Here is a 25778-nt window from a genome sequence, read left to right as displayed (position 1 = left end):
TCCGGGAGGCCATGCGGTGATAAGTAAGCTGTTCTTCGATTTAAATTCACCCCCAAAATCCCTCTTTGTTTTTACGGGATTATTTTTTCTGTTATTCAGTGTTTATTCTTACGCAGACTGCAGTTTGTATTCAGATAAAACACGCAGCAGTAACTTTATTATTCTGGGTGCCGGTATGATTAACGGCCCGGTAAAATCCGTCATCACAACAGCACATTCCCCGGACAACAAAAACAGCAATATTATCATTAACGGGCAATATGACCTGACTCCGTGTGGTGAACTGAGTTACTTTTCGCTGGAAGTTACCGAGCACTACCCGGGGTTGCAGAACCGGATGTATTCCGAAGGTAAGAAGACGGAACAGGGTTATACCCTATTATTCACGTCACAACTGCATGGCAGCGGAAAAGCCCCTGTCACTCTGATTCATGCCCGAAGCCGCCTTTTCTATAATAACCAGAAGCAAATCGTCCGTGCCGAATCCGAAAGCAACAGTGGCGGCAATACCCCAAAATCGCATATGGAAACCGACTTTTTTTATGAAAACGGTTTAATCTCACATGCGGTGTCCACAGGGGACTCTGCAGACACCGGCGGTGAAATCCGTTATGACTGGCGGCAGGATCGGCAGATAAATGCGATTATATCGCAGAGTAACGGGCTTCCTCAGCTGAACTATGAATTTGCGTACAATGATGGCGGTCAGGTTATCCGGCAGACACAGACACAACATACGCCGCTGGGCCGGGTAAAAACGATTTATATCTGCCAGCAGACAGATACTTACGGAAATTGTGAAAAAGCACTCTGGCAGAGTATCTCTGAAGGGAATCAGGCCAATAACATTATTGTGATAAATACCGCTATTGTGACATCAGACTATCGTTATTACTGATTCGGTATTACTGCCTTCTTCCATTAATAAACAAAGGCGCATTAACGCGCCTTTGTTATATCTTCCGAATCTATACAATCCGGTTTTTATTCAGTTTCTCTTCGCGGGCAGCTTCACGTGCCATCCGTTTTTTCCGGGCATCACACGGTTCAGGACAGTCACAGACTTTCTCGACACCAATGCTGCTCAGCCCGCCGCAGCTTCCCTGAATACTCTTGCGCTTAATGATATAGCCGAGAGACATTCCCAGAAACGCGACCAGAAACAGGATAAAGGTTGCGATAAATACTTTTATCATCATATCAGCCACCTCCTTTTATTTTTGCTGCAAATAGGGCTTAAATGCCTCACTGTAGCGTTCTTCAAATCCCTTCTCTGTTTTGACAATCATAAAGACAGGGATATTTTGCGCATTTGCCACTTCAAGGCCGCGCTCCGGCCCGAGCACATTCAGTCCGGTAGAAAAGCCATCCGCACTCATGCAATTATCAGCAATCACCGTAATCGATACCAGATTGTGATTAATCGGACGTGCTGTTTTCGGATCAATAGTATGTGAATAACGGACATTATTCTCTTCAAAATAATTCCGGTAATCCCCGGATGTGGCCACAGAGGCATTCCCCGGCTCAATGATTTCCTGTGCAGACTGGCTCAGCCCCTGTGACGACGGTTTTTCAATCGCAATACGCCACGGTTTGCCTTTGCCGTTAATGCCCTGAGTCCGGACTTCGCCGCCCACATCCACCATATAATTGCGGATATTCTGCGATTCCAGATATTCCGCCACCGCATCCACCCCGTAGCCTTTGGCAATAGAGGACAGATCCACATACAGTTCCGGTACGGTCTTAATCAGATTATTGCCTTCAACCTTCAGTTTATCAATCCCGGTCCACTGACGGCGGGTTTCAATATCCTGCTCTGTCGGCACATGGGTCACGCGTCCTTCCGGACCAAATCCCCATAAATTAACCAGCGGGCCGACGGTAACATCCAGTGCGCCGTCTGTCAGTTGGTTAATACGGATAGCCTCACGAACCACTTTTGCCGTCGCAGCAGAGACCGGAAACGGCGTATTTATCTCACGGCTCTGATTAAAACGGCTGAGTTCAGAATCCGGCCGGTAGGTGGACATCTGGTCATTGACCTCTTCCAGCACCACATCAATGCCTTTCTGCAGTGATTCCGCCGACGGGTCTTTCTGGTCAGCGATATATTTTATCGCGTAATAGGTGCCCATCGTTTTGCCGTTCAGGGTTACCTGCTGTGTTTCCGGTGTGTTATCACCGCACGCGCTCAGTAACAAGGCCATCAGTGCCAGCGGCAGAAAAGCCCGTTTTATTTTTACCATACACAATCCAGTCTGATTTCAGATCATCTGCGCCCACAGGAGTGGGCGCAGTTTCGTTATGACAGGGGCGGAAATCAGCCGCCGAAGTCATCCAGCATAATATTTTCGTCTTCCACACCCAGATCTTTGAGCATCTTGATCACGGCGGCGTTCATCATCGGCGGCCCGCACATGTAGAACTCACAATCTTCCGGTGCCGGGTGATTTTTCAGGTAATGCTCATAGAGAACATTATGAATAAACCCGGTGTATCCGTCCCAGTTATCTTCCGGCAGGGCATCAGACAGCGCCACGTTCCAGGTGAAGTTTTCATTTTCAGCCTGAAGCTGGTCAAAATCTTCCTCATAGAACATTTCACGTTTTGAACGCGCACCATACCAGAAAGACATCTTGCGTTTGGAATGCAGACGCTTGAGCTGATCGAAGATATGCGAACGCATCGGTGCCATCCCTGCACCACCACCGATAAAGATCATTTCCGCGTCGGTATCTTTCGCGAAGAATTCCCCGAACGGCCCGGAAATTGTCACTTTATCACCCGGTTTCAGTGACCAGATGTAAGAGGACATAATCCCCGGAGGCGCATCCGGCACACGCGGAGGCGGTGTGGCGATACGCACGTTCAGCATGATAATGCCGTGCTCTTCCGGATAGTTCGCCATGGAGTAAGCACGCACTGTCGGCTCTTTCACATCAGACACATAGCGGAACAGGTTGAACTTGTCCCAGTCCTCGCTATATTCCTGCGGCACATCAAACTCATCATAGCGGACCACATGCGGCGGACATTCAATCTGAATATAACCACCGGCACGGAACGGCACATTTTCACCGTCAGGGATTCTGAGTTTCAGCTCTTTAATGAACGTCGCTTTGTTATCATTGGAGATAACTTCGCACTCCCATTTTTTCACCCCGAAGATCTCTTCCGGCAGCTCAATTTTCAGATCCTGCTTCACATTCACCTGGCATGCCAGACGGCAGCCTTCACGCGCTTCGCGCTTGTTAATGTGCGACATTTCTGTCGGCAGAATATCACCGCCGCCTTCTTTGATCTTCACACGGCACTGGCCGCAGGTGCCGCCGCCGCCGCAGGCCGAGGAGACAAAAATCCCCTGACCGGACAGCACATTCAGTAACTTGTCACCGGCTGGTGCGTCGAAGCTTTTCTCCGCATCGCCGTTGATTTCAATCTTAACGTCCCCTGTGTTCACCAGTTTTGATTTTGCGAACAAAATCAACGCGGTCAGCGCCAGAACAATCAGGGTAAACATTGCCACGCCTAAAATAACGATATCCATAATTGCGTTTCACCCTTATAACTGTACGCCGGAGAAGGACATAAAGCCCAGAGCCATCAGTCCGGTGGTCACGAATGTGATCCCCAGCCCTTTCAGGCCGGCCGGTACGTCAGAGTATTTCATCTTCTCGCGGATAGCGGCCATCAGCACAATCGCCAGCAGCCAGCCGATACCGGAAGCGAATCCGTAAACCACAGACTCCGTAAAGTTGTAGTCGCGCTGCGCCATAAAAGACACACCACCGAAAATTGCACAGTTTACGGTGATTAACGGCAGGAAGATCCCCAGCGCGTTATACAGTGCCGGGAAATAGCGATCCAGAATCATCTCCAGAATCTGTACCAGCGCCGCAATGACCCCGATAAAGGTAATGAAGTTCAGGAAGCTTAAATCCACGCCTTCCATCAGCGCGCCGTCGCGCAGCAGCAGGTTGTACACCAGGTTGTTTGCCGGAACCGAAATCCCCAGCACCACGGTAACCGCCACCCCGAGACCAAACGCCGTTTTAACGTTTTTGGATACCGCCAGGAACGTACACATCCCGAGGAAGAAGGCCAGTGCCATGTTTTCAATGAACACAGCCCGCACAAAGAGACTGATATAATGTTCCATATCTTAATCCTCCTCGACTTGTGACGGTTTCAGGGTACGAATTCCCCAGATAAGCATCCCGATAATAAAGAATGCACTTGGTGCCAGCAGGAACAGGCCGTTCGGCAGATACCAGCCGCCGTTCTGTACCGTTTCCAGCACAGTCACGCCAAAGAGTTTGCCGGAACCGATCAGTTCACGGAAGAAGCCTACCAGCAGCAGGATCACACCGTAACCCAGGCCGTTACCAATACCGTCCATAAAGCTTTCAAGCGGCGGCGCTTTCATGGCATACGCTTCCGCTCGTCCCATCACAATACAGTTGGTAATGATCAGACCAACGAACACGGAAAGCTGTTTGGAGATACCGTAGGCATAGGCCCGCAGAATCTGGTCAACAAGAATAACCAGCGAGGCGATAATTGCCATCTGAACGATAATCCGCACACTGCCCGGAATAAAATTACGGATCATCGAGATAAACATGCTGGAGAATGCGGTCACCAGGGTTACCGCGATGGTCATAACCAGTGCAGTTTCCAGTTTGGTGGTTACCGCCAGCGCCGAACACACCCCCAGCACCTGGAGGGCAATCGGGTTGTTATCTAATAACGGTCCGAGAAGAACGCGTTTAATTTCTTTACTATCAGCCATGATTCAACGCTCCTTCGCGTACTGTTTTCAGGAACGGGCCAAAACCGTTGTCGCCCAGCCAGAAATCAAACATATGCTGGATGCCGTTTGAGGTCAGTGTCGCACCGGATAAACCATCAATGCCGTACGGGCTGTCAGTGGCGCCGCTGCGGACGATTTTGATGGCCGGCATACCTTCTTCATTAAACAGCTTTTTACCAATCCACTGTTTACGCCACTGCGGGTTATCCACCTCACCGCCCAGCCCCGGCGTTTCACCGTGCTGATAGTAAGTGATCCCCTCGGAGGTAATACCGTCGACATCAATCGCGATAAAGGCATACATCACCGACCACAGACCGGAGCCGTAAACCGGCAGAACAATCTTGCTGGTTTCACCCTGCTCATTCTGTACCAGATAGATTTCCGCGCTGTTGGCACGGCGGCGGATTTTCGCCAGATCTTCTTCCGGTGACAGGGCAATACTGGTCTCATCACTGCGCAGTTCATCGTTGAGATCGTATTTGCCGGTGCTGTCCGTCATCTGACCAGTTTTTAAATCCACCATTTTTGCTCTGATGAATTTTTTATAGACTGCGTCGATTTCGTCCGCCGGCATGGATGGCGTCAGTAACCCGGCCACATCCAGAATGTTACGCTGCTTATCCAGCATAATCTGTGTCTGCTGCGTGGATTTCAGCCCCACTGCAGAACCGGCCACGACTATCGAACACACAAGGCACAGGACGAAGACAACGATAAACGTTCTTGCAACACTGTCCTTGTTTTTCGTTTTTTCATTAGCCACGTGCTTTTCTCCGTTTAATGTTTGCCTGAACCACCAGATAATCAAATAACGGGGCGAATAAGTTGGCGAACAGGATAGCCAGCATCATTCCTTCCGGATATGCCGGGTTTGCCACACGGATCAGGACACACATCACCCCGATCAGGATCCCGTAAGCCCATTTCCCTTTATCGGTAAATGAGGCTGAAACCGGGTCCGTCGCCATGAAAATCATACCGAAGGCAAAACCCCCCAGAACCAGATGCCAGTACCACGGCATAGCAAACAGCGGGTTGGTGTCCGAACCAATCATATTAAAGACAGCGGACATTGCGATCATCCCGACCATCACACCGGCCACAATACGCAGAGAGGCAATACGGGCAAACAGAATGACAGCACCACCGATCAGAATCATCAGCGTGGAGACTTCACCAATCGAACCCGGTACGTTACCGATAAAGGCATCCATCCAGGAGATCGGCTGATTGGTCATGGTATTGACCAGCTGATGCTCACCACCGACCGCCCACTGTGACAGCGGGGTTGCGCCGGAAAAGCCGTCAGCGGCAGTCCAGACAGTGTCACCGGAGATCTGAGCCGGATAAGCAAAGAACAAGAAAGCACGACCAGCCAGTGCCGGGTTCAGGAAGTTGCGTCCTGTACCGCCGAAGATTTCCTTCGCGACCACCACACCGAAGGTGACAGCCAGCGCGGCCTGCCATAACGGCAGTGTCGGCGGAACAATCAGTGCCAGCAGAATGGAGGTAATAAAGAAACCTTCGTTGATTTCATGCCCGCGGATCATCGCAAACAGGACTTCCCAGAAGCCGCCGACGATAAAAATCACCCCGTAGATCGGCAGGAAATAGACGGCACCGAACAGCATTTTGCTGATCCAGCCCGCATCCTGTGTGAAGGACACCCCGATAAGCTCCGCCAGACGATAATGCCAGTCACCGGCAATCACCTGCTGAAGCTCCGCACCGCTGTACATATCCAGCAGTACCGGCATTGCCTGGTTACCGACGTTATACATCCCCCAGAACATGGCCGGGAAAACGGATAACCAGACCAGGATCATCAGACGTTTAAGGTCGATGGAGTCACGGACATGTGAACGCCCGCGGGTAACTGTCCCCGGAGTATAGAAGATGGTGGCGGCTGCTTCATACAGTGCATACCATCTCTGTAATTTGCCGCCCGGTTCAAAATGCGGCTCAATTTTTTCGAGAAATTTTTTCAGACCCATGATTATCCTTCCTGCTCAATCCTGGTCAGTACGTCACGCAGCACCGGGCCGTACTCATATTTACTCTGACAGACATAGGTACACAGCCCCAGATCCTCTTCATCCAGCTCAAGCGCACCCAGTGCCTGGGCACTGTCAGTATCACCCGCCAGCAGATCGCGCAGGAAATGTGTCGCCATAATGTCGAGCGGCATCACACGTTCATAACTGCCGATTGGCACCATAGAACGTTCGCCACCATTCATTGATGTAGTAAATGAGAACAGTTTCTTCTTAAAGAAATGACCCAGTGTGGTGCGGGTAACCGTGTATTTGTCTGTGCCCGGCATAATCCAGCCGAACAGCTCTTTCTCACGGCCTTCTTCCAGAACGGAGACCTGATTGGTAAAACGGCCCAGATAATGATGAGCATCATCACTGGCCACGCCCCACAGGACAGAACCGGAAATAATGCGGTTTTCACCGGCCTTCAGCTGCCCTTCGGTCAGTTCATACAGATCTGCGCCGAGGCGGGTTTTCAGCAGGCGCGGGTTTTCCACCTGCGGACCACCGAGTGCCACAATACGGTCGGTATATAAAAAGCCGGTCGTGAACAGTTTACCGATGGCGATGACATCCTGGTAATTCAGTGACCAGACTATTTTTGTTGCGCTGACCGGTTCCAGGAAATGGATGTGTGTACCGGCAAGGCCAGCCGGATGCGGCCCGGTAAATTGTGTGTAACTGACACGATTGTTATCGGTAACTTTTGCGAAATCAGCTGTACTGTGGCAGACATGAACCTTCCCTTCCGTCAGGCAGCTCAGTACCTGTAAGCCGTCATCAAACGACGCCTGTTCCTGACGGATAATCACCAGCGGATCAGCTGACAGCGGATTGGTGTCCATGGCGGTGACAAAAATAGCGGCCGGCACAGAACCTAATTTTGGGGTATGACTGAACGGGCGTGTCCGCAGCGCGGTCCATAACCCGGAAGCCACCAGGTTTTTCTCTGCCTGTTCACGGGTCAGTGACGGCAGATCCCGGCGGTCATAACTGTCAAATGTTAATTGCTCGTCTCCCTGTATCTCAATCACCACAGATTGTAATACACGACGCTCACCACGATTGATGGCTTTTACCACTCCGCAGGCGGGGCTGGTAAAAATCACACCGGGGTTCTTTTTGTCTTCAAAAAGAGCCTGTCCTTTCTTCACTGATTCACCTTCCTGAACCAGCATCGACGGACGCATCCCGATGTATTCCTCACCCAGCAATGCTGCGTGGCGGACTGAAGGGCCATCTTCTGTGACTTGAGCAGGTGCTCCTGCGATCGGCAGGTCGAGTCCTTTTTTAATTTTAATCATAAAATTTGCACAAGTTTTTGTTAAACCCACGTCATTACTGCCGCAGCAGCGTATGACAACTCAACAATAAAAACACTCCGGGCCGTTATTGTCGCCCCGGGCTGTTTTCTCCGATGTATGTCACGATTTTGCGTAAACCAGATCCGCATTATTTTACCACTTCACAACAATTCTGTCCGGCGAAACGAGTGACCTGGCTCAAGCAAATGGGATTATTGTGATCAGAAAAAGCCTGATAACTCGCCTTTACCGAGCAGTTAAGTCACCTTTACCGATTTCTGTCTCTTTTTTAACCACAATAATATTCGTAACAACCGATTTTATTCTCACAGGAAACCATTCACAAATTATCTGCATCATGGCAATCTATTGTTACTTTTTTCACCAACCTATCGCCACCCTGAATATTAAGAATGCGACATATCATTTTTATGATGATCGGCCTGTTGTTTTTTGCGGGGCAATCATCAGCAAACACGGAACAATCCGCGTCATTATGGCTCACAGCGCCGGTGAGTGATGTCCGTGACAGCCGGGTATTTATACAGATATTTAAAGAAGAAAAAGAGCTGGAGCTTTATCAGCGGGAAAATAACGGACGTTTTAAACTGGTAAAACGCTACCCGGTTTGTCAGTTTTCCGGCGGACTGGGACCCAAGCAACTGACCGGCGATTTAAAAAGCCCGGAGGGATTTTACCGTATCAGTCTGTCACAGCTTAACCCGAACAGTCGGTTTTACCGAGCGATCAACCTTGGTTTTCCCAATGAATTCGACCGGGCGCATGGCTATACAGGGGATTATCTGATGGTTCACGGAGACTGCAAATCCGTCGGCTGCTACGCCATGACGGATGCTTATATTGATGAGATTTACCGCTATGTGGAAAGCGCCCTGCTGAGCGGACAGACGGATCTGAATATCGCGATTTATCCTTTCCGGATGACGCCGGAGAACCTGAACCGCCACCGGAACTCCTCACATCTGGCCTTCTGGCAGCAGTTACAGCCTGCTTATCAGTATTTCGCGGATAATCAGATACCTGCTGTGGTTGCTGTTGTTAACGGCCGTTATGTGACCGCCGCACATTCAGCTGTACCGGCACCGGCAGCGGACACCGGTTTGCTGACTCAGAACACGGATTGATCCCGTTCGCCGTAGTAAAAGAGAACGGCTTCGCCCGGCAGAATTTTCTGCCACTGCTCATTACCGGTCAGCGGCTGTGTGGCAATCACAGACACCACGTCGTCCGGCCGGGTATGCTGTGAAAAATCAATCTCCACATCACTATCCACCAGCCGCGCTTTGCCGAAAGGCGCGCGGCGGGTGATCCAGTGCAGATTCGTTGAACAGTACGCCAGCACATAGCTGCCGTCTGACAGCAGCATATTAAAGACACCAAACTGCCGCAGCACATCCGCCAGCCGTTTAATTTCACGGAACACCGTTTGCAGATCCTGTGGCGGCTGCGGGTATTTTTCTTTCAGCTGATTCAGCAGCCAGCAGAATGCGTGCTCGCTGTCAGTCTGACCAACCGGGGTAAAAAAACCGGTCGGCAGATGTTCATAGCCGCTGAGCTGCCCGTTGTGGGCATATGTCCAGTTCCGCCCCCACAGTTCGCGGGTAAAGGGATGGGTATTTTCCAGTGATACCACCCCTCTGTTTGCCTGGCGGATATGGGCAATCACCGCTTCGGATTTGACAGGATAGTCACGGACAAAACGGGCAACGGGAGAGTTGCAGCAGGCGCGGGCGTCTTTGAATGTCCGGCACCCCATACCTTCATAAAAGGTAATTCCCCACCCGTCTTTGTGCGGCCCGGTTTCACCGCCGCGCGGGATCAGGCCACTGAGACTGAAATGAATATCAGTCGGGACATTTGCACTCATCCCCAGCAATTCACACATCGCCTTTCTCCCTTACCCGTTTTTGTGATGACCGAAGACTATTGTTACCCGCAATCCGATAGTTTCACAATCGCGAAAATATCATTCTTTTAGATGATTTGGTTATATGTAAGGTGATTTATGCTTATGGTGAATAAGACAGGTATTGCGCCATAAAAAAAGCACTCAACCGCGGCAGAGTGCTTTTTCAGGATCCGGCTTATATCCGGTTATTTAACCATTTCTTTTTCGATCAGCATGATCAGAATATGAATAACTTTAATATGGATTTCCTGAATACGATCCGCGTAACCAAAATGCGGCACACGGATTTCAATATCCGCGCTGCCTGCCATCCTGCCGCCGTCTTTGCCGGTCAGCGTGATCACTTTAATGCCTTTGGCGCGGGCTGCTTCAATCGCTTTAATAATGTTGCCTGAATTTCCGGATGTGGAGATACCGAGTAACACATCCCCTTCACGACCGACAGATTCCACAAAACGGGAGAAAACATATTCATAGCCGAAATCATTGCTGACGCAGGATAAGTGGCTGACATCTGAAATGGCAATCGCCGGATAGCCCGGACGGTTTTCACGGTAGCGTCCGGTCAGTTCTTCCGCAAAATGCATCGCATCGCAGTGTGAACCGCCGTTGCCGCATGACATTACTTTGCCGCCCGCTTTAAAAGAATCAGCCAGCATGACAGCAGCCCGGCGGATAGCATCAATATTATTCTCATCTTTCAAAAAGTTATCGAGGGTTGCCGCTGCTTCGGTCAGTTCACCGCGGATAAGTTCCTGGTACATAGAGATAGGCTCCTGAAAATGAATCGGATTTGTCTGTCCTGAGTGTAACGGATCTGTCCCGGTGAAAGAAGTCACAATCCGTGGCATCTGCAAATAAGACACATTTTGTTCTGCTAATTTTGTGAGCTGAGTTGTAAATAAAATGTGAAATCATTGAAGTTATTTCGCCGTTACGCTAAATCTGAACACAACAGGTCAGACCTCTGATGTCACGTTGTGCTGACACGAATATCCGCCTACGGAGGTTCATCATGTTACTACTCAGCATTATTCTGTTTATCGCCATCACCGGGCTGCTCTCATTTCACCGGGTCAGCCTGAAGTACAGTGCAATGGCACTGATACTGTTCAGTCTCGTCATGAATATCTTCCGTTTATGGCCTTTTGCTGTCACCGCGCTGCTGGTACTGCTTTTCCTGCCGTTTGTGATCACGTCCGTACGTAAAGCCCTGTTCAGCAGCCGTCTGATGCTGCTGTTCCGTAAAGTGATGCCGCCGATGTCACAGACAGAAAAAGAGGCGATCGATGCAGGTACCACCTGGTGGGAGGGTGATCTGTTCCGTGGTCAGCCTGACTGGCAGAAGCTGCACAGCTATCCTGCTCCGCAGCTGACAGCAGAAGAACAGGCTTTCCTCGACGGCCCGGCAGAAGAAGCCTGCCGGATGGCCAACGATTTTGAAATTACCCACGAACTGGCGGATCTGCCGCCGGAATTATGGCAGTTCCTGCGGGAGCATAAATTCTTCGCCATGATCATCCGCAAAGAATACGGCGGCCTGGCGTTCTCCGCCTATGCCCAGGCGCGGGTGCTGCAAAAACTCGCCGGGGTTTCCGGTATTCTGGCGATTACCGTCGGCGTTCCCAACTCACTGGGGCCGGGAGAGCTGTTACAGCACTACGGCACTGATGAGCAGAAAAAACGCTGGCTGCCGGGACTGGCCTCCGGGGAAGAAATCCCCTGTTTTGCCCTGACCAGTCCGGAAGCCGGTTCTGATGCCGGTGCCATTCCGGATACCGGGGTTATCTGCACCGGCGAATGGCAGGGCAAACAGATGCTCGGCATGCGCCTGAACTGGAATAAACGCTATATTACCCTGGCACCGGTTGCCACCGTACTGGGTCTTGCCTTTAAACTGTATGATCCGGATAAACTGCTCGGTGAAAAAACCTCGCTCGGGATCACCTGCGCACTGATCCCGGTAAATACCCCGGGGGTTGAAACCGGCACCCGTCATTTCCCGCTTAATGTCCCGTTTCAGAACGGCCCGACACGCGGTAAAGATGTCTTTGTGCCGCTGGATTATATTATCGGTGGCCCGGCAATGGCCGGACAGGGCTGGCGTATGCTGGTGGAGTGTCTGTCGGTCGGGCGTGGTATCACCCTGCCGTCCAATGCCACCGGCGGGCTGAAAAGTGCGGCCATGGCAATTGGCGCTTATTCTTATATCCGCCGCCAGTTCCGGATGCCAATCGGCAAAATGGAAGGAATTGAAGAGCCGCTGGCACGTATTGCCGGAAATGCCTACCTGATGGATGCCGCTGCCACACTGATCACCACCGGTATTATGCAGGGAGAAAAACCGGCGGTTCTGTCCGCGATTGTAAAATATCACTGCACCCATCGCGGTCAGCGCGCCATTATTGACGCGATGGACATTGCAGGGGGTAAAGGGATCTGCCTCGGGCCGTCCAACTTCCTGGCCCGCAACTATCAGGGGGCGCCTATCGCGATTACCGTCGAAGGTGCCAATATCCTGACCCGCAGTATGATTATCTTCGGTCAGGGCGCTATCCGCTGTCACCCGTATATACTGACTGAAATGGCCGCAGCGGCAGACAATCAGCTGAATGACTTCGATAACGCACTGTTTGCCCATATCGGCCATGTATTAACCGCCGCCACCCGCAGTTTCTGGCTCGGGTTATCACACGGATATTTCAGCCCGTCACCGTTCCGGGATGCCACCCGCCGCTATTATCAGCACCTCAACCGGCTGAGTGCCAACCTGGCACTGTTGTCTGATATCGCCATGGCAACACTCGGCGGCAGTTTAAAACGCCGTGAGCGGATCTCCGCCAGACTCGGCGATATACTCAGCCAGCTTTACCTGGCATCCGCCACCTTAAAACGTTTTGATGAAGATGGCCGTCCGCAGGCAGACTTACCGCTGGTACACTGGGCTGCTCAGGATTGCCTGTATGAAGCCGAAAAAGCGATGGATGAACTGCTGACCAACTTCCCTGACCGCAAAGTAGCCGCCCTGCTGCGTCTGACCGTCTTCCCGTCAGGCCGCCATCACCGTCCGCCGTCAGATAAACTGGACAGCAAACTCGCCCGTCTGCTGCAGGAACCGTCAGAGACCCGCGACAGAATCGGACGCGGACAATATCTGGCACCTGAGCCCAACAACCCGCACGGGCTGCTCAATGCCGCACTCAGTGATATTCTCGCCGCCGAGCCGCTGGTGGATCGCCTGAGCCGCATGACTGAAAAACACATTGATTTCACACGGCTGGATAAACTGGCGGATATTGCCCTGGAAGGCGGAAAAGTTACGCCGGAAGAGGCGGATATTCTGCGCAAAGCGGAAGCCAGCCGTCTGCGTTCAATCAATGTGGATGAGTTTGCACCGGAGATTATCGGCTTAAAATCACACGCCAATTCTCACCGTTACCGCAAAGGTGAAAATCCCGGCGCATAAATAACACGGCGGAGCAATTCCCTGCTCCGCCATTACTGAACTGTATAAGTATGGCGTGGGTACTGTCTCTTTCTTTCAGTTTACTGTTATCAGCGAAATGCCCGGATATACGGACGGGGAATTAATTTACGATCATATTTCAGTAAATATTCCAGATACCAGTTAGGATTGCGTAATAACCCGCGACCAACGGCAATTAAATCCGCATATTGGTGTTCTAATATATCATCGGCCAGTTGGTGATCACGAATACCCCCGACAACAATAACCGGTTTCTCACAGCCTTTTTTTACCCCTTTGGTATCTTCCAGCTGATATGCCACACCTTTATTGGTTCCGTGCATCTGACTGCCGCCATTGGATATATGTACAATATCAATAAGCAGATTAATATTACGCAGAATTTTTTGTGTAAATGGAATACTGTCTTCTTCGCAGTAACGGGTGCCGATACGCAAAATAATCGCTTTATCTTCCGGCCAGGATTTGCGGACTGCGGACAGTAATTCTGTCAGAAAAATAACCGGATCAGCATATTTATCGCTGCGCTGATTTGTCCGCCGATCAATAAACTGAGAAATTAAAAACTCATGGGATGCCATAATTTCCAGGGCATCGAATCCGGCTTTATCTGCCCGTGCTGCCGCACGTGTATAACAGTCAAACAATGCAGTAATATCCTTCGCGGTTAATGCATTAATATCCTGAATAATATTGCCGGATTCCAGCCGTGACTTACTGCCTGCATGATTAAGCTGGATCGCCACTTTACTGCCTTCATTTTGCAGCATTGCCACAATCTGCGCCAGCATCGCAACATGTCCGTCCTCATATAAACCCAGCGCACCACTGCCCAGGCGGCCGTCAGCGGTAACCGCGCACTCTTCCATAATAATCAGCCCGACCTGACCGATAGCAAAAGACATATAATGCGCCAGATGAAAGTAATCCGCGTAGCCGTCAGTGGCTCGTTTTATTCTGACAGGCGGATAAACTAATTTATTTTTAAGTGTTAATTTCTCTGATACAAATGGCTGCATTAAATTCATAATACACACGTCCCCGGAAAAAGCTGACCGGCACTGTTATATAAAAACTGTACCGATGATAAATAATAAAGTGACTGAAGTGATAATAGAGGTAACAGTGCGGGGACTCTATGACAGGTAATCTGTTTTATAACACCAGTCACACTCTGCCGGAATATGGCCTCCGGATGGGATTATTGCGTTAAAAGTTATCATTCCGTTGTTATTTTTATGTAAGTAAAAATAACATTAAAATACTCCCGGGGAGTATCAATAATAAAATACCCGGGATGTTATTCCCGGGTATTTTCAATATCGGTCAGACAGATATATTATTCTGTAATTTCCAGCGCCATCAGTTCATCAATGGTCTGACGGCGGCGGATCAGTTTTGCCTTTCCGTCAGTAAATAAGATTTCCGGTAATAACGGACGACTGTTGTAATTCGATGACATCGATGCGCCATATGCCCCGGTATCGTGAAATACCAGAAAATCATTCACAGCGGCTTCCGGTAATGCGCGCGGCACCACCATCCCGCCTTCCAGCTGGGTAAACACATCCCCGGATTCACATAACGGCCCGGCGACAATTGTTTCCCGCACAGCACTGTTTTGCGGTTCTCCCGCTGCCGGTAACACTGAAATATGGTGATAACTGCCATACATGGCCGGACGCATCAGGTCATTAAAACCACTGTCCACCAGCACATAGTGGCGGCTCCCCATCCCTTTGACCGCCCGTACCTGTGCCAGCAGAATACCGGATTCCGCCACCAGATAACGACCCGGTTCAATCTCAAGAGTGATCTCACGACCGAGATGACGGGCAATACGTGCCCGGGCGGCATCCCAGAGTGAAAAATAATTATCGATATCAATAATTTCATCCCCTTCACGGTAAGGGGTCGATAATCCGCCGCCGGCAGAAATCGCACGGATATCCAGATTATTGGTGATCACCAGTTCGGCCATAGCATCACAGACCGTTGCCAGGTGCTCATAATCCACTCCGGAACCGATATGCATATGGATGCCGGTTAATGTCAGCTGATAATGGCTGATCTCCGCCAGTGCTTCACCGAGATCCGCAAACCAGATCCCGTGCTTGCTGTTCTCGCCACCTGTATTGGTTTTCTGGCTGTGGCCGTGACCAAAACCCGGATTAATGCGCAGCCACACCGGATGTCCCGGACGGCGGGCACCAATCTGGCGCAGCATATCCACCGAGCCGGTATTCACCGCAATGCCGAGTTCCAGCACGCGATCCAGCGTTTCTTCTGTGATCATATCGGCGGTGAAAACAATCTCATCCGGACGGTAACCGGCTTTCAGTGCCCGTTCGATTTCCCCGGCGGATACAGAATCCACCTTTACACCATGCTCATGCATCAGACGCAGAATATGAATATTGGAATTGGCTTTCTGCGCAAAACGGATCACATCAAAGCGGTTCAGCCTGGCAATACGGCTGACAATCACCTCACTGTCATACAGCCACAGCGGGGTACCGTACTGCTGAGCCAGGCTGCGCAGGGCATCCGGGGTAAACGGGGCGCGGAGTGTTTTGGTTGCGATGGTCATGATATTGTGCTCTTTTTGATCGTGATCTCATTTTTTTCCATCGTGACAAAAATTCTGCGGGATTTAAAATATCTGATTTGCTAAGGTCTATTCATTACTGATATGGACTCGATGAATAATGGAACACTACTCCTGGCGTCACATTGATATTTTCCACGCGGTTATGACCACAAAAAGTCTGACGGATGCCGCGCAACTGCTGCATACCTCTCAGCCGACTGTCAGCCGGGAGCTTGCCCGTTTCGAAAAAATCCTCGGGTTCCGTGTTTTCGACCGCATCAAAGGCCGCCTGCATCCGACTGAACAGGGACTGCGGTTATTCGAGGAAGTGGAACGATCATATTACGGACTCGAGCGCATCAGCCGGGCAGCGGAGAGCATCCGCCAGTTTCAGCATGCCCAGCTGGCGATAACCTGTCTGCCCGCCTTTGCCCAGTCATTACTGCCCGCTGTCTGCCGCACATTCCATGCGCAGTATCCGGATGTGAATTTTGAAATCGCCCCGCAGGAGTCTCCCCTGCTGGAAGAGTGGCTTTCAGCCCAGCGTTATGACCTCGGAATAACCGAGCATCAGCTGACACCGCCCGGCACCCTGCAGGAAACCCTGCTCACGCTCAGCGAAGTCTGTGTTCTGCCGGAATCGCATCCGCTGTGCAGTAAATCCGTACTGACCCCTGCTGATTTTGCACAGCAGAATTTCATCAGCCTGTCCGTTGCGGACAGTTACCGGCAGAAAATCGATGCGTTGTTCAGTGAAAAGCAGATCCCGCGCCGGATGATAATGGAAACACACAGTGCCGCCTCGGTATGTGCCATGGTCAGGGAGGGGCTGGGAGTGTCTGTCGTTAACCCGCTGACTGCCATGGATTGCAGCGGGATTTGTGTCCGCCCGTTCAGTGAGGATATTCCGTTCACCGTGAGTCTGATCCGCCCGCTGCACAGGCCGCATTCTGTACTGACAGATATTTTTATTACCCATCTCCGTCAGCATATGCAGGCTGTTTTGCGGCAGTTAAAACGGGTTACCGGTTAGTTTTTTCATCCAGCAGATACGGCAGCCAGTCCGGCGAATGCGCAAACCACTCTGCCAGAAAATCCAGCAGCAGACGCAGAGGCCGCGCCATATGCTCGCGGCTGGTATAAATGCCGTAAATGCCGAGCGCAGGCAGCCGGTATTCCGGAAACAGACGCACCAGGCGCCCGGTTTTCAGATGTTCATACACCGAACAGTAAGGCTGCAATGCAATACCTTCCCCGTTCAGCGTTGCTTCCAGCAGAAACGTGGATTCATTGGCACTAAGCGCCCCGCTTACCGGAACAGAAATCACCTCATCATCCCGTTCAAACAGCCACAGACTGCGGCCGTAAAAATTATAGGTCAGACAGGTCAATTCACTGAGTGCCTCAGGAGATAGCGGATAACCGTGTTTTTCCAGATACGCCGGTGCCGCACAAACTACAGAATCACAGCGGGAAAGCGGCTTAGCGATCAGGTTTGGTTCGAGATTGTTGGTGATACGGATCCCCAGATCAATCCGTTCCTCCACCAGACTTATCGCTTTATTTGTGACCTGCACATCGACGGCAATGGCCGGATAGCGGGCCCGAAACTGCACAAGCGCCTTTGACAGTGCCACCATCGCCAGTGACTGGGCGCAGGTGATCCGCACCAGGCCGCTGACGGCCTCATCTTCTGTCACTACCGGACGGGCAATCGCTGTTGCCAGCGACAGTAATTCCCGGCTTTGCGTCAGCACCGCTTCACCGGCAGAGGTCAGCGTCAGACTGCGGGTTGTCCGGTTCAGCAACCGCACACCGGCCCAGTTTTCCATTTCAGCCAGATAACGGGTGACCATCGCCCGGGACATTCCCAGCATATCCGCAGCTTTGCTCATGCTGCGCTGTTCGGTAATGGCAATAAAAACCTGAGCGGCAGTGATCCTGTCCATTTTATTTGTCCGGTTTATGCAACAATGAAGACCGGATTATGGGGTTTTTCCGGCGGATTATGCAACTTATTATAGCGTCATCTTAACGACTCACCTGCAAAAAAGGATAACACCATGACTTCTGCAATCCGTACCTCACTGGTATTCAGCGCCCTGATGGGTGCCTCTTTTGTCACTGCCGCCGCACCGCTGTCGCTGGAAGTGTATAACCCCGGCGAAAAAAGTATCTTCCCGGTTTCTTCGGAAATCATCAGCGGCAAAAATGAGGTGGTTCTGATTGATGCCCAGTTTCAGAAAGATGATGCTCAGGTACTGGCGGATAAAATCCGTGCGACCGGCAAAACGCTGACCACCATTTATATCAGCCATTCTGATCCGGATTTCTATTTCGGACTGGATGAACTGAAAAAAGCCTTCCCGCAGGCTAAGATTGTGGCCACTCCGCAGACCGTCGCACTGATTAAAGAAAGCAAAGACGGTAAACTGGCTTACTGGGGACCGGTTCTGAAAGAGAATGCCCCGCAGAGTATCGTTGTGCCGGAGCCGTTAGAGGGCAACCGCATTATGCTGGAAGGGAAAAGTATTCTGATTGAAGGGCTGGACAGCCCGGCACCGGAACGCAGTTATGTATGGGTGCCGTCACTGTCTGCGGTAATGGGCGGTGTGCTGGTATCAGAAAATATCCATGTCTGGCTGGCAGATACGCAAACCCCGGAATCCCGTCAGTACTGGCAGCAGTCGCTGAAAAGTATGCAGGACAAACATCCGTCCGCCGTGGTGCCCGGCCATTATGTCGGTAACAGCCATTTCTCACCGGCGGCCATTACCTTTACCGCAGATTATCTGACCCGTGCAGAAGCAGCCCTGAAAGAGAGTAAGGACTCACAACAGATGATCAGCACACTGAAAGCCGCTTACCCGGCCCTGGCGGATGAATCAAGCCTCGAACTGAGTGCCAAAGTGCTCAAAGGTGAAATGCGCTGGCCGCAGTAATCTGATTTAAGGAAAACAGAATGTCAGTAAAAACGCTGCACTATATTTATGATCCGCTCTGCGGCTGGTGTTATGGTATCGCGCCGTTTATTCAGGCTGCACATAAACAGGGCGTGACGATCGCCCTGCACGGCGGCGGGATGATCACCGGCTCACAGCGCCGCCCGGCAGATGACAGCATGCGGGAGATGATCCGCAACCACAATCAGCGCATCACTCAGCTGACCGGACAACCGTTTACCGATGCCTTTTACACTCTGCTGAAAAATCAGGAGTGGGTAATGGATTCCGTGCCGCCGATTGCCGCCATTCTCAGTGCGCAGGCGCAGTCCGGTAAAGGCATTGACATGCTGGAAGCCTGCCAGAAAGCCTATTATCAGAACGGGTTGCCGCTTAACCGCGATACCCTGCGCAAGCTGGCGGATAAACTGGGTATCAGCGATATTCAGTCTGATCAAACTGAGCAGCATATTCATGAGAGCCGTCAGTTATTTGTCCATAACCCGACCGGCGGCTTCCCGACTCTGCTGCTGGAAGAGGACGGCGCATTTCAGCACATCCCGAACCAGGCCGTTTTGGGTGCGGAATCACACTGGGAAAGGCTGATCCCGTTACTGAAAACGACCGCCTGACATCAGCCCCATCACGATAATCATCCCCGCAATTAAATGCGGCCCGAAGGCAATAATGCGCGGGCCGCATCGCGGGTGATGATAACTGCGGTGACGAAAATATTGCACTCCGTACACCACCAGCGCAGACACACAGGCCAGCATCAGCAACAGCGCGAGCTGTTCCGCCCCCACCCAGGCCCCGGAGGCAGAAAACAGTTTGATATCCCCGCCTCCCAGGCCGCTTTTTTTCCGGCACCAGGCATAGCCTTCCGCCACACTCCAGAGCAGACAAAAACCGCCGATCACCCCGTACAGCGCGGAAGAGAGCGTCACCAGCCGGACCTCATTCTGAAACAGCAATCCGGCCCACAGCATCGGGAACACCAGTTTATCCGGCAGATAAAATACTGCGTTATCAATATGAAACAACATCACCAGACATAAAAACAGCAGTGTCAGAAACAGGACATACACGCCCTGTCCGTCTGACCAGAACACTATCAGCACACCGGATAACAGGCAGTGCAGATACAGCCACCCGCCCGGTAACCGCTGCGGATACTGATAGTAATGGCGCAGAATATATTCCGTCCCGGCTTTTAGCGGCGGCGGCAAAAATACTCCCCAGATAATCATAATCAGCCAGTCCATGTTTTCCCCGCGTTTTTCCCTGTTGCGATATCCGCAGCCTGCCTGACCGCCCCGGGAAAGACACGTTTTTTTCCCTGATTACAGCTGAATTACATTTTTTTTCGGGTCATAACGCAATATTGACAGTTACCCCGGCATGTAATGATCCCGGCTGATGCTTGCAGTGAGGATCCCCCCTCTATTATCATGGGGCAATGTGTATCAACCGGCAGCGTGCCGGCAGAACGTAAAGGATATTTTCATGCGGATCCCGCGCATTTATCACCCCGCCACTTTAACCCCCGGCATGGTGACAGAACTGACAGATGACGGTGCCAACCATGTTGCCCGTGTGCTCCGGATGAAAACCGGCTATTCCCTGATCCTGTTTAACGGCACCAACCGGATTTTTAATGCTGAAATTACAGATGTCAGCAAAAAAAGTGTATCCGTCCGTGTGACAGATGAGCAGGACGACAACCGCGAATCCCCGCTGTCTATCCACCTCGGACAGGTGATGTCGCGCGGCGAAAAAATGGAATTCACCATTCAGAAATCGGTTGAACTGGGTGTTCAGATTATTACCCCCCTGATCTCTGAACGCTGTGGTGTTAAACTGGACGGTGAGCGGCTGGAGAAAAAACAGCAGCAGTGGCAAAAAATTGCCATCGCTGCCTGCGAGCAGTGCGGACGTAATGTGATTCCGGAGATCCGCCCGGTGCAGACTCTGGAAGCATGGTGTGCGGAGAATGATGATGCTCTGAAAATAAATTTACATCCGCGCGCATCACAAAGTATCAATACACTGCCCGCAGAAACCGCTAAAGTGCGATTGCTGATTGGCCCGGAAGGCGGGCTGTCAGCAGAGGAAATCGCGATGACCGCCGGTCATCAATTTACCGACATATTATTAGGGCCGCGTGTATTACGCACAGAAACCACCGCGCTCACTGCAATCACCGCATTGCAGGTGCGTTTCGGCGATCTGGGTTAAGGAGAAAAAATGATCAAGCTCGGTATTGTGATGGATCCTATCGATTCCATCAAAATCAAGAAAGACACCAGTTTCGCGATGCTGCTCGAAGCACAGCGCCGTGGTTATGAAATCCATTATATGGAGATGAATGACCTTTATCTGCATCAGGGCGTTGCCCGTGCCCGTACCCGCACCCTGACGGTGAAAGAAGACCCGGCAGGCTGGTATCAGTTCGGCAGTGAGCAGGATATCGCGCTGGGCACCCTGAATGTCATTCTGATGCGCAAAGATCCGCCGTTTGATACTGAATTCATTTACGCCACCTATATCCTGGAACGCGCGGAAAGTGCCGGTTCCCTGATCGTCAACAAACCGCAGAGCCTGCGCGACTGTAACGAAAAACTGTTCACTGCCTGGTTTGCTGATCTGACCCCGGACACCCTGGTCACCCGCAGTGCACAGCGTCTGCGTGAGTTCCACCAGAAACACGGTGATGTGATTTTCAAACCGCTCGACGGTATGGGCGGTGCGTCAATTTTCCGTCTGAAACAGGATGATCCGAACGTCGGTGTGATTATCGAAACCCTGACAAATCATGGTCATACTTTCTGCATGGCGCAAAACTTCCTGCCTGCCATCAAAGACGGTGACAAACGTATCCTGGTAGTGGACGGCGAGCCGGTTCCTTACTGCCTGGCACGGATCCCGGCCAAAGGCGAAACGCGCGGTAACCTCGCTGCCGGTGGTCACGGTGAAGTGCGTCCGCTGAGTGAGAGCGATTGGGCCATTGCCCGCAGCGTGGCACCGGTCCTCAAAGAAAAAGGTCTGATTTTTGTCGGCCTCGATGTGATCGGCGACCGCCTGACTGAAATCAACGTAACCAGCCCGACCTGTGCCCGTGAAATTGAAGCCGCACAACCGGACGTTTCTGTCACCGGCATGCTGATGGATGCCATTGAAAAACGTCTCGGCCGGTAACAGCCGGCACTGTGTCCGTACATTCACACCCGCAGGCCGTTTTTTCCGGTCTGCGGGCAGACTGAAAAGAAGGTTATGAACTTACAACATCATATTCTCATTGCTATGCCCTCGCTGGATGATCCGTATTTTGCGCGTTCAGTTGTGTATCTGTGTGAACACAATGAAAACGGGGCGATGGGACTGGTGATCAACAAACCAATCGAACAGCTGTCTGTCGGTAAAATTCTGCAAAAGCTGAAAATCTCCCCGGACATCCGTGATGAAAACCAGTCGCTGGAAAAACCGGTTCTGGTTGGTGGTCCGGTTTCTGAAGAGCATGGTTTCGTGCTGCACTCCGGTGATAAAAAGTACGCCGCCAGCACCCGCCTGACCGATGACCTGTTTCTGACCACCTCAAAAGATGTGCTGGAGACGCTGGGAACCGCAGAGCAGCCGGAGCACTACCTGATGACGCTCGGCTACTCAAGCTGGACAGCCGGTCAGCTGGAGCGGGAAATCATGGAAAACAGCTGGCTGGTGGCGGATGTCAGTGAGCGCCTGCTGTTCCGTACCCCGGTGCCCGACCGCTGGCGCGAAGCTGCCGCCGGTATCGGCGTGAATATTTACACCATCGCACAACAGGCCGGACACGCATAATGAGCAGCAATACTGTGATTGCCTTTGATTTCGGCACCAAAAGCATTGGTGTGGCTGTCGGTCAGACCATCACCGGCACCGCCCGCCCGCTGGCGGCACTGAAAGCCCGTGAGGGCATTCCGGACTGGGAGCTGATCGCCGCCGTGTTCCGTGAATGGCAGCCGGACTATGTGGTTGTCGGCCTGCCGCTCAATATGGACGGTACGCCGCAGCTGGTCACTAATCAGGCGAAAAAATTTGCCAATCGCCTGCACGGCCGTTTCGGGATCCCCGCTGAACTCCATGACGAGCGCCTCAGCACAGTGGAAGCCCGCGCCAATCTGTTTGCAGACGGCGGCTACCGCGCCCTCGGCAAAGACAAAGTGGACTCCGCCTCTGCCGTGATTATCCTTGAAAGCTGGTTTGAACAGCTTTACGGCTGACTATCCCGCCCCCGGCGCGCTGTACTGTTTACCATGCCGGTACCGCGCCCGCCTCCCCGGCTATTTCCCCTCTGCCGCGCCGCCATTGCAGGCACTGCTCCTCCGTCATCATCCCGGACTGTGCGCCTGACTGCTGATGAGAGGCAATCTGATATGCTTTGTTATCCCGGATAAGGCTCGCCACCGCCGGGGTATTGATCAGCACATCAAACACTGCACAGCGCCCGCCGCCCTGTTTTGCCACCAGATGCTGACTCAGCACCGCCACCAGACTGCCTGCCAGCTGGCTGCATACCCGGTTTTTTTCTGCGCCGCTGAACACATCCGTCAGCCGTTCGATGGCGGCAATAGCTCCCCGGGTGTGCAGCGTGCTCAGCACCAGATGCCCGGTTTCCGCCGCCGTCAGAGCAAGACGGATAGCCGCCTCATCCCGCAGTTCTCCCAGCATAATCACATCCGGATCCTGTCTCAGCGCGGCTGTCAGCCCCTGCTGATAATCCTCACAATCACGGCCGATTTCCCGCTGGCGGATCAGCGACTGCCTGCTGCGGTGACGGAACTCCACCGGGTCTTCCAGGGTAATCACATGCCGCCGGAAGTGCTGATTGATATAACTGAGCAGCGCCGCCAGCGTGCTTGATTTTCCGCTGCCGGTCGCGCCGGTGACCAGAATCAGGCCGCTTTGCGTCTTTGACAGCAGTCCGGCAAACACCGGCGGCGCCAGGATATCCTCCAGAGAGGGAACCACCGGGCTTATCAGCCGCAGTGCGGCATTCAGCAATCCCCCCGCCATAAAAATATTCACCCGCAAAGGTTGATCGCGGATAAACAACGCAAGATCCGCCTGCCCTTTTGTCATCAATCTGTGGTAATTTGCCTGGTCGAGGATCGTCTTTACCCAGCCGCGCAGTGCGTCATCGGTTACCGCCGCACAGTGTGTCTGCGAAAAAAGCTCTCCATCCACCCGTAACACCGGCACCTGACCAACACAAAGGTGCAGATCGGATGCATTATGCTTTACACTAAGGGCGATTAAATTATCCATATTCATTAGGTTATCTCCCGGATCATCATGAAACCAATAAAAGACAATCTGACAGAAATCAGAGAACGTATAACCGCTGCGGCGCAAAAATGCGGCCGCGATCCACACACAGTGACCTTACTTGCCGTCAGCAAAACCAAACCTGTGAGCGCGCTCGAAGAAGCGATAGCGGCCGGGCAAACCCGCTTTGGTGAAAACTACGTCCAGGAAGGCGTTGAAAAAATTCAGTATTTCTCCGCGAATCAAAATCTGGAATGGCACTTTATCGGGCCGCTGCAGTCTAATAAAAGCCGTCTGGTTGCAGAGCATTTTGACTGGTGCCACACCATCGACCGGCTGAAAATCGCACAGCGTCTGAGTGATCAGCGCCCGGCAGACAAAGCACCGCTGAATGTGCTTATCCAGATCAATATCAGCGATGAGAACAGCAAGTCCGGTATCACTCTTGCAGAATTACCGGTGCTGGCGGAGCAGGTTGCCGCACTGCCGAATGTCTGTCTGCGCGGGCTGATGGCAATTCCGGCACCGGAAACGGATCCGGAGCGCCAGTCTGCGGTTTTCCGTCAGATGGAAACCGCTTTCCGTGAATTGCAGGGGAAATACCCGCAGGCGGATACCTTATCGATGGGTATGACCGACGATATGGATGCCGCGATTACCTGCGGTTCGACTATGGTACGCATCGGCACTGCAATTTTCGGTGCACGTAACTATTCTGTATCCTGATCATTCTGTATCATGACCTTCCTGTATCTTAGTGCGTTATCACGAACCGGTTAATTTGTTTTCTGTTAAGGATTTCACCGATGCAAACACTGAATTTTGTTGTCACCACGCTCCTGCATGCCTATGCCACGATTTTACTGCTGCGTGTCTGGATGCAATGGGCGCGCGCGGACTTTTATAATCCGTTTGCCCAGTTTGTCGTGAAAGCCACACAGCCGGTTGTCCGTCCGCTGCGCCGTATTATTCCGGCTATCGGCCCGATTGATACGGCCTCTGTGCTGGTGGCCTATGTTGCCGTCCTGCTGAAACTGCTCTTTCCGTGGTTTCTGGCCGGTTTTCAGGGCCAGCTCGGCGGGCTGATGCTGTTAGTTGCTTTCTTTAATCTTCTTTATCTTGCAGGTATGACGGTATTCTGGGTGATCCTCGCCCGCGCGCTGCTGAGCTGGTTCAGCCAGGGCCGCAACCCGGTGGATTATGTGCTGATGCAGCTGACCGAGCCGCTGATGTCGCCGTTCCGCCGTATCATTCCGCCGATGGGCGGCATTGATTTCTCTGCAATGATTGTCATTTTTATTCTGTATGCACTGGGCTATCTCTATAACGATATTGTTCAGTGGATATTTTTATAATCAGGCGC

General features: G+C 52.0%; 27 protein-coding genes. 12 read left to right on the top strand and 15 right to left on the bottom strand.

Going from position 1 to position 25778, the window contains the following annotated elements:
• Positions 1-124: 124 nt before the first annotated feature.
• A complete protein-coding gene (locus tag AB7038_RS16570; RefSeq protein WP_368890156.1) occupies positions 125-898 on the top strand; it encodes a hypothetical protein in 774 nt (257 codons plus the stop codon).
• Between the two features lie 70 nt (positions 899-968).
• On the opposite strand, the gene nqrM is transcribed toward AB7038_RS16570, so the two are convergent.
• From nqrM to AB7038_RS16530, 8 genes are all read right to left on the bottom strand, one after another.
• Positions 969-1196 (bottom strand): (Na+)-NQR maturation NqrM, encoded by a 228-nt coding sequence (gene nqrM / locus AB7038_RS16565; protein WP_024472643.1) that lies wholly within the window; start codon positions 1194-1196, stop codon positions 969-971.
• Positions 1197-1214: 18 nt separating this feature from the next.
• Complete coding sequence (locus tag AB7038_RS16560) at positions 1215-2252, bottom strand: FAD:protein FMN transferase (protein ID WP_368890157.1); 1038 nt, start codon at positions 2250-2252, stop codon at positions 1215-1217.
• A gap of 74 nt (positions 2253-2326) precedes the next feature.
• On the bottom strand, positions 2327-3553 hold the full coding sequence (gene nqrF, locus AB7038_RS16555) for an NADH:ubiquinone reductase (Na(+)-transporting) subunit F (protein WP_369453669.1): 1227 nt from the start codon (positions 3551-3553) through the stop codon (positions 2327-2329).
• A 15-nt stretch (positions 3554-3568) separates the two neighbouring features.
• Positions 3569-4165: an NADH:ubiquinone reductase (Na(+)-transporting) subunit E gene (gene nqrE, locus AB7038_RS16550; RefSeq protein WP_004237852.1), complete on the bottom strand. Its 597-nt coding sequence runs from the start codon at positions 4163-4165 to the stop codon at positions 3569-3571.
• A 3-nt stretch (positions 4166-4168) separates the two neighbouring features.
• A complete protein-coding gene (locus tag AB7038_RS16545; protein ID WP_004237851.1) occupies positions 4169-4798 on the bottom strand; it encodes an NADH:ubiquinone reductase (Na(+)-transporting) subunit D in 630 nt (209 codons plus the stop codon).
• Positions 4791-5585 carry a Na(+)-translocating NADH-quinone reductase subunit C gene (locus AB7038_RS16540; RefSeq protein WP_368890159.1) on the bottom strand — a complete coding sequence of 265 codons (795 nt, stop codon included), beginning with the start codon at positions 5583-5585 and terminating at the stop codon, positions 4791-4793. Before AB7038_RS16540 ends, AB7038_RS16545 begins: the two co-directional genes overlap by 8 nt.
• The gene (locus tag AB7038_RS16535; protein WP_036418792.1) at positions 5578-6816 is read right to left on the bottom strand and encodes an NADH:ubiquinone reductase (Na(+)-transporting) subunit B; all 1239 of its coding nucleotides are present in this window, start codon (positions 6814-6816) and stop codon (positions 5578-5580) included. Before AB7038_RS16535 ends, AB7038_RS16540 begins: the two co-directional genes overlap by 8 nt.
• Before the next feature lie 2 nt (positions 6817-6818).
• On the bottom strand, positions 6819-8162 hold the full coding sequence (locus AB7038_RS16530) for a Na(+)-translocating NADH-quinone reductase subunit A (RefSeq protein WP_368890160.1): 1344 nt from the start codon (positions 8160-8162) through the stop codon (positions 6819-6821).
• A 413-nt stretch (positions 8163-8575) separates the two neighbouring features.
• Here AB7038_RS16530 and AB7038_RS16525 point away from each other — a divergent pair, with 413 nt between their 5' ends.
• The gene (locus AB7038_RS16525) at positions 8576-9307 is read left to right on the top strand and encodes a L,D-transpeptidase family protein (RefSeq protein WP_368890161.1); all 732 of its coding nucleotides are present in this window, start codon (positions 8576-8578) and stop codon (positions 9305-9307) included.
• Here the strand turns inward: AB7038_RS16525 and AB7038_RS16520 are convergent.
• The gene (locus tag AB7038_RS16520; protein ID WP_072871861.1) at positions 9292-10068 is read right to left on the bottom strand and encodes a class II glutamine amidotransferase; all 777 of its coding nucleotides are present in this window, start codon (positions 10066-10068) and stop codon (positions 9292-9294) included. The two genes, AB7038_RS16525 and AB7038_RS16520, sit on opposite strands and share 16 nt — an antisense overlap.
• A gap of 209 nt (positions 10069-10277) precedes the next feature.
• Positions 10278-10856, bottom strand: a complete 579-nt coding sequence (lpcA, locus tag AB7038_RS16515; RefSeq protein ID WP_369453668.1) for a D-sedoheptulose 7-phosphate isomerase — start codon at positions 10854-10856, stop codon at positions 10278-10280.
• A gap of 251 nt (positions 10857-11107) precedes the next feature.
• Between lpcA and fadE the strand changes: the two genes are divergently transcribed.
• Positions 11108-13558, top strand: coding sequence for an acyl-CoA dehydrogenase FadE (gene fadE / locus AB7038_RS16510; protein ID WP_368890162.1), 2451 nt, complete (start codon positions 11108-11110; stop codon positions 13556-13558).
• Between the two features lie 89 nt (positions 13559-13647).
• Here the strand turns inward: fadE and AB7038_RS16505 are convergent, their stop codons facing one another.
• Together AB7038_RS16505 and lysA are read right to left on the bottom strand one after the other, a co-directional pair.
• Positions 13648-14598 (bottom strand): oxidoreductase, encoded by a 951-nt coding sequence (locus AB7038_RS16505; protein ID WP_369453674.1) that lies wholly within the window; start codon positions 14596-14598, stop codon positions 13648-13650.
• A 320-nt stretch (positions 14599-14918) separates the two neighbouring features.
• Positions 14919-16169, bottom strand: coding sequence for a diaminopimelate decarboxylase (lysA, locus tag AB7038_RS16500; protein WP_072871865.1), 1251 nt, complete (start codon positions 16167-16169; stop codon positions 14919-14921).
• A 118-nt stretch (positions 16170-16287) separates the two neighbouring features.
• Between lysA and AB7038_RS16495 the strand changes: the two genes are divergently transcribed.
• Positions 16288-17202, top strand: a complete 915-nt coding sequence (locus AB7038_RS16495) for a LysR family transcriptional regulator (RefSeq protein ID WP_036426138.1) — start codon at positions 16288-16290, stop codon at positions 17200-17202.
• On the opposite strand, the gene AB7038_RS16490 is transcribed toward AB7038_RS16495, so the two are convergent.
• Positions 17192-18118, bottom strand: a complete 927-nt coding sequence (locus AB7038_RS16490) for a LysR family transcriptional regulator (protein ID WP_108655243.1) — start codon at positions 18116-18118, stop codon at positions 17192-17194. The two genes, AB7038_RS16495 and AB7038_RS16490, sit on opposite strands and share 11 nt — an antisense overlap.
• 156 nt (positions 18119-18274) lie before the next feature.
• On the opposite strand from AB7038_RS16490, the gene AB7038_RS16485 reads away from it, so the two are divergent.
• Both AB7038_RS16485 and AB7038_RS16480 read left to right on the top strand, forming a co-directional pair.
• Positions 18275-19111, top strand: coding sequence for an MBL fold metallo-hydrolase (locus AB7038_RS16485; protein WP_368890175.1), 837 nt, complete (start codon positions 18275-18277; stop codon positions 19109-19111).
• Between the two features lie 20 nt (positions 19112-19131).
• Positions 19132-19743: a DsbA family protein gene (locus AB7038_RS16480; protein ID WP_368890165.1), complete on the top strand. Its 612-nt coding sequence runs from the start codon at positions 19132-19134 to the stop codon at positions 19741-19743.
• On the opposite strand, the gene AB7038_RS16475 is transcribed toward AB7038_RS16480, so the two are convergent.
• Positions 19723-20376 carry a prepilin peptidase gene (locus tag AB7038_RS16475; protein ID WP_369453667.1) on the bottom strand — a complete coding sequence of 218 codons (654 nt, stop codon included), beginning with the start codon at positions 20374-20376 and terminating at the stop codon, positions 19723-19725. The genes AB7038_RS16480 and AB7038_RS16475 overlap by 21 nt on opposite strands.
• Positions 20377-20617: 241 nt before the next feature.
• On the opposite strand from AB7038_RS16475, the gene rsmE reads away from it, so the two are divergent.
• The 4 genes from rsmE (at position 20618) to ruvX (ending at position 23370) form a co-directional block, all read left to right on the top strand.
• Complete coding sequence (rsmE, locus tag AB7038_RS16470; RefSeq protein WP_368890167.1) at positions 20618-21349, top strand: 16S rRNA (uracil(1498)-N(3))-methyltransferase; 732 nt, start codon at positions 20618-20620, stop codon at positions 21347-21349.
• A gap of 9 nt (positions 21350-21358) precedes the next feature.
• On the top strand, positions 21359-22309 hold the full coding sequence (gshB, locus tag AB7038_RS16465) for a glutathione synthase (RefSeq protein WP_032097880.1): 951 nt from the start codon (positions 21359-21361) through the stop codon (positions 22307-22309).
• A gap of 75 nt (positions 22310-22384) precedes the next feature.
• Positions 22385-22948, top strand: a complete 564-nt coding sequence (locus AB7038_RS16460) for a YqgE/AlgH family protein (RefSeq protein ID WP_368890168.1) — start codon at positions 22385-22387, stop codon at positions 22946-22948.
• Complete coding sequence (gene ruvX, locus AB7038_RS16455; RefSeq protein WP_369453666.1) at positions 22948-23370, top strand: Holliday junction resolvase RuvX; 423 nt, start codon at positions 22948-22950, stop codon at positions 23368-23370. The genes AB7038_RS16460 and ruvX overlap by 1 nt, the downstream gene beginning before the upstream one ends.
• 28 nt (positions 23371-23398) lie before the next feature.
• Here the strand turns inward: ruvX and AB7038_RS16450 are convergent, their stop codons facing one another.
• The gene (locus AB7038_RS16450; RefSeq protein ID WP_369453665.1) at positions 23399-24421 is read right to left on the bottom strand and encodes a type IV pilus twitching motility protein PilT; all 1023 of its coding nucleotides are present in this window, start codon (positions 24419-24421) and stop codon (positions 23399-23401) included.
• A gap of 21 nt (positions 24422-24442) precedes the next feature.
• Between AB7038_RS16450 and AB7038_RS16445 the strand changes: the two genes are divergently transcribed.
• Positions 24443-25141, top strand: a complete 699-nt coding sequence (locus AB7038_RS16445) for a YggS family pyridoxal phosphate-dependent enzyme (protein ID WP_214179432.1) — start codon at positions 24443-24445, stop codon at positions 25139-25141.
• A gap of 80 nt (positions 25142-25221) precedes the next feature.
• Positions 25222-25770 carry a YggT family protein gene (locus tag AB7038_RS16440; RefSeq protein ID WP_046895179.1) on the top strand — a complete coding sequence of 183 codons (549 nt, stop codon included), beginning with the start codon at positions 25222-25224 and terminating at the stop codon, positions 25768-25770.
• Positions 25771-25778 lie beyond the last annotated feature (8 nt).

Source organism: Morganella morganii (assembly GCF_041099235.1).
Classification (GTDB): domain Bacteria; phylum Pseudomonadota; class Gammaproteobacteria; order Enterobacterales; family Enterobacteriaceae; genus Morganella; species Morganella morganii_E.
This window is presented reverse-complemented; position numbering and strand designations above follow the sequence as displayed.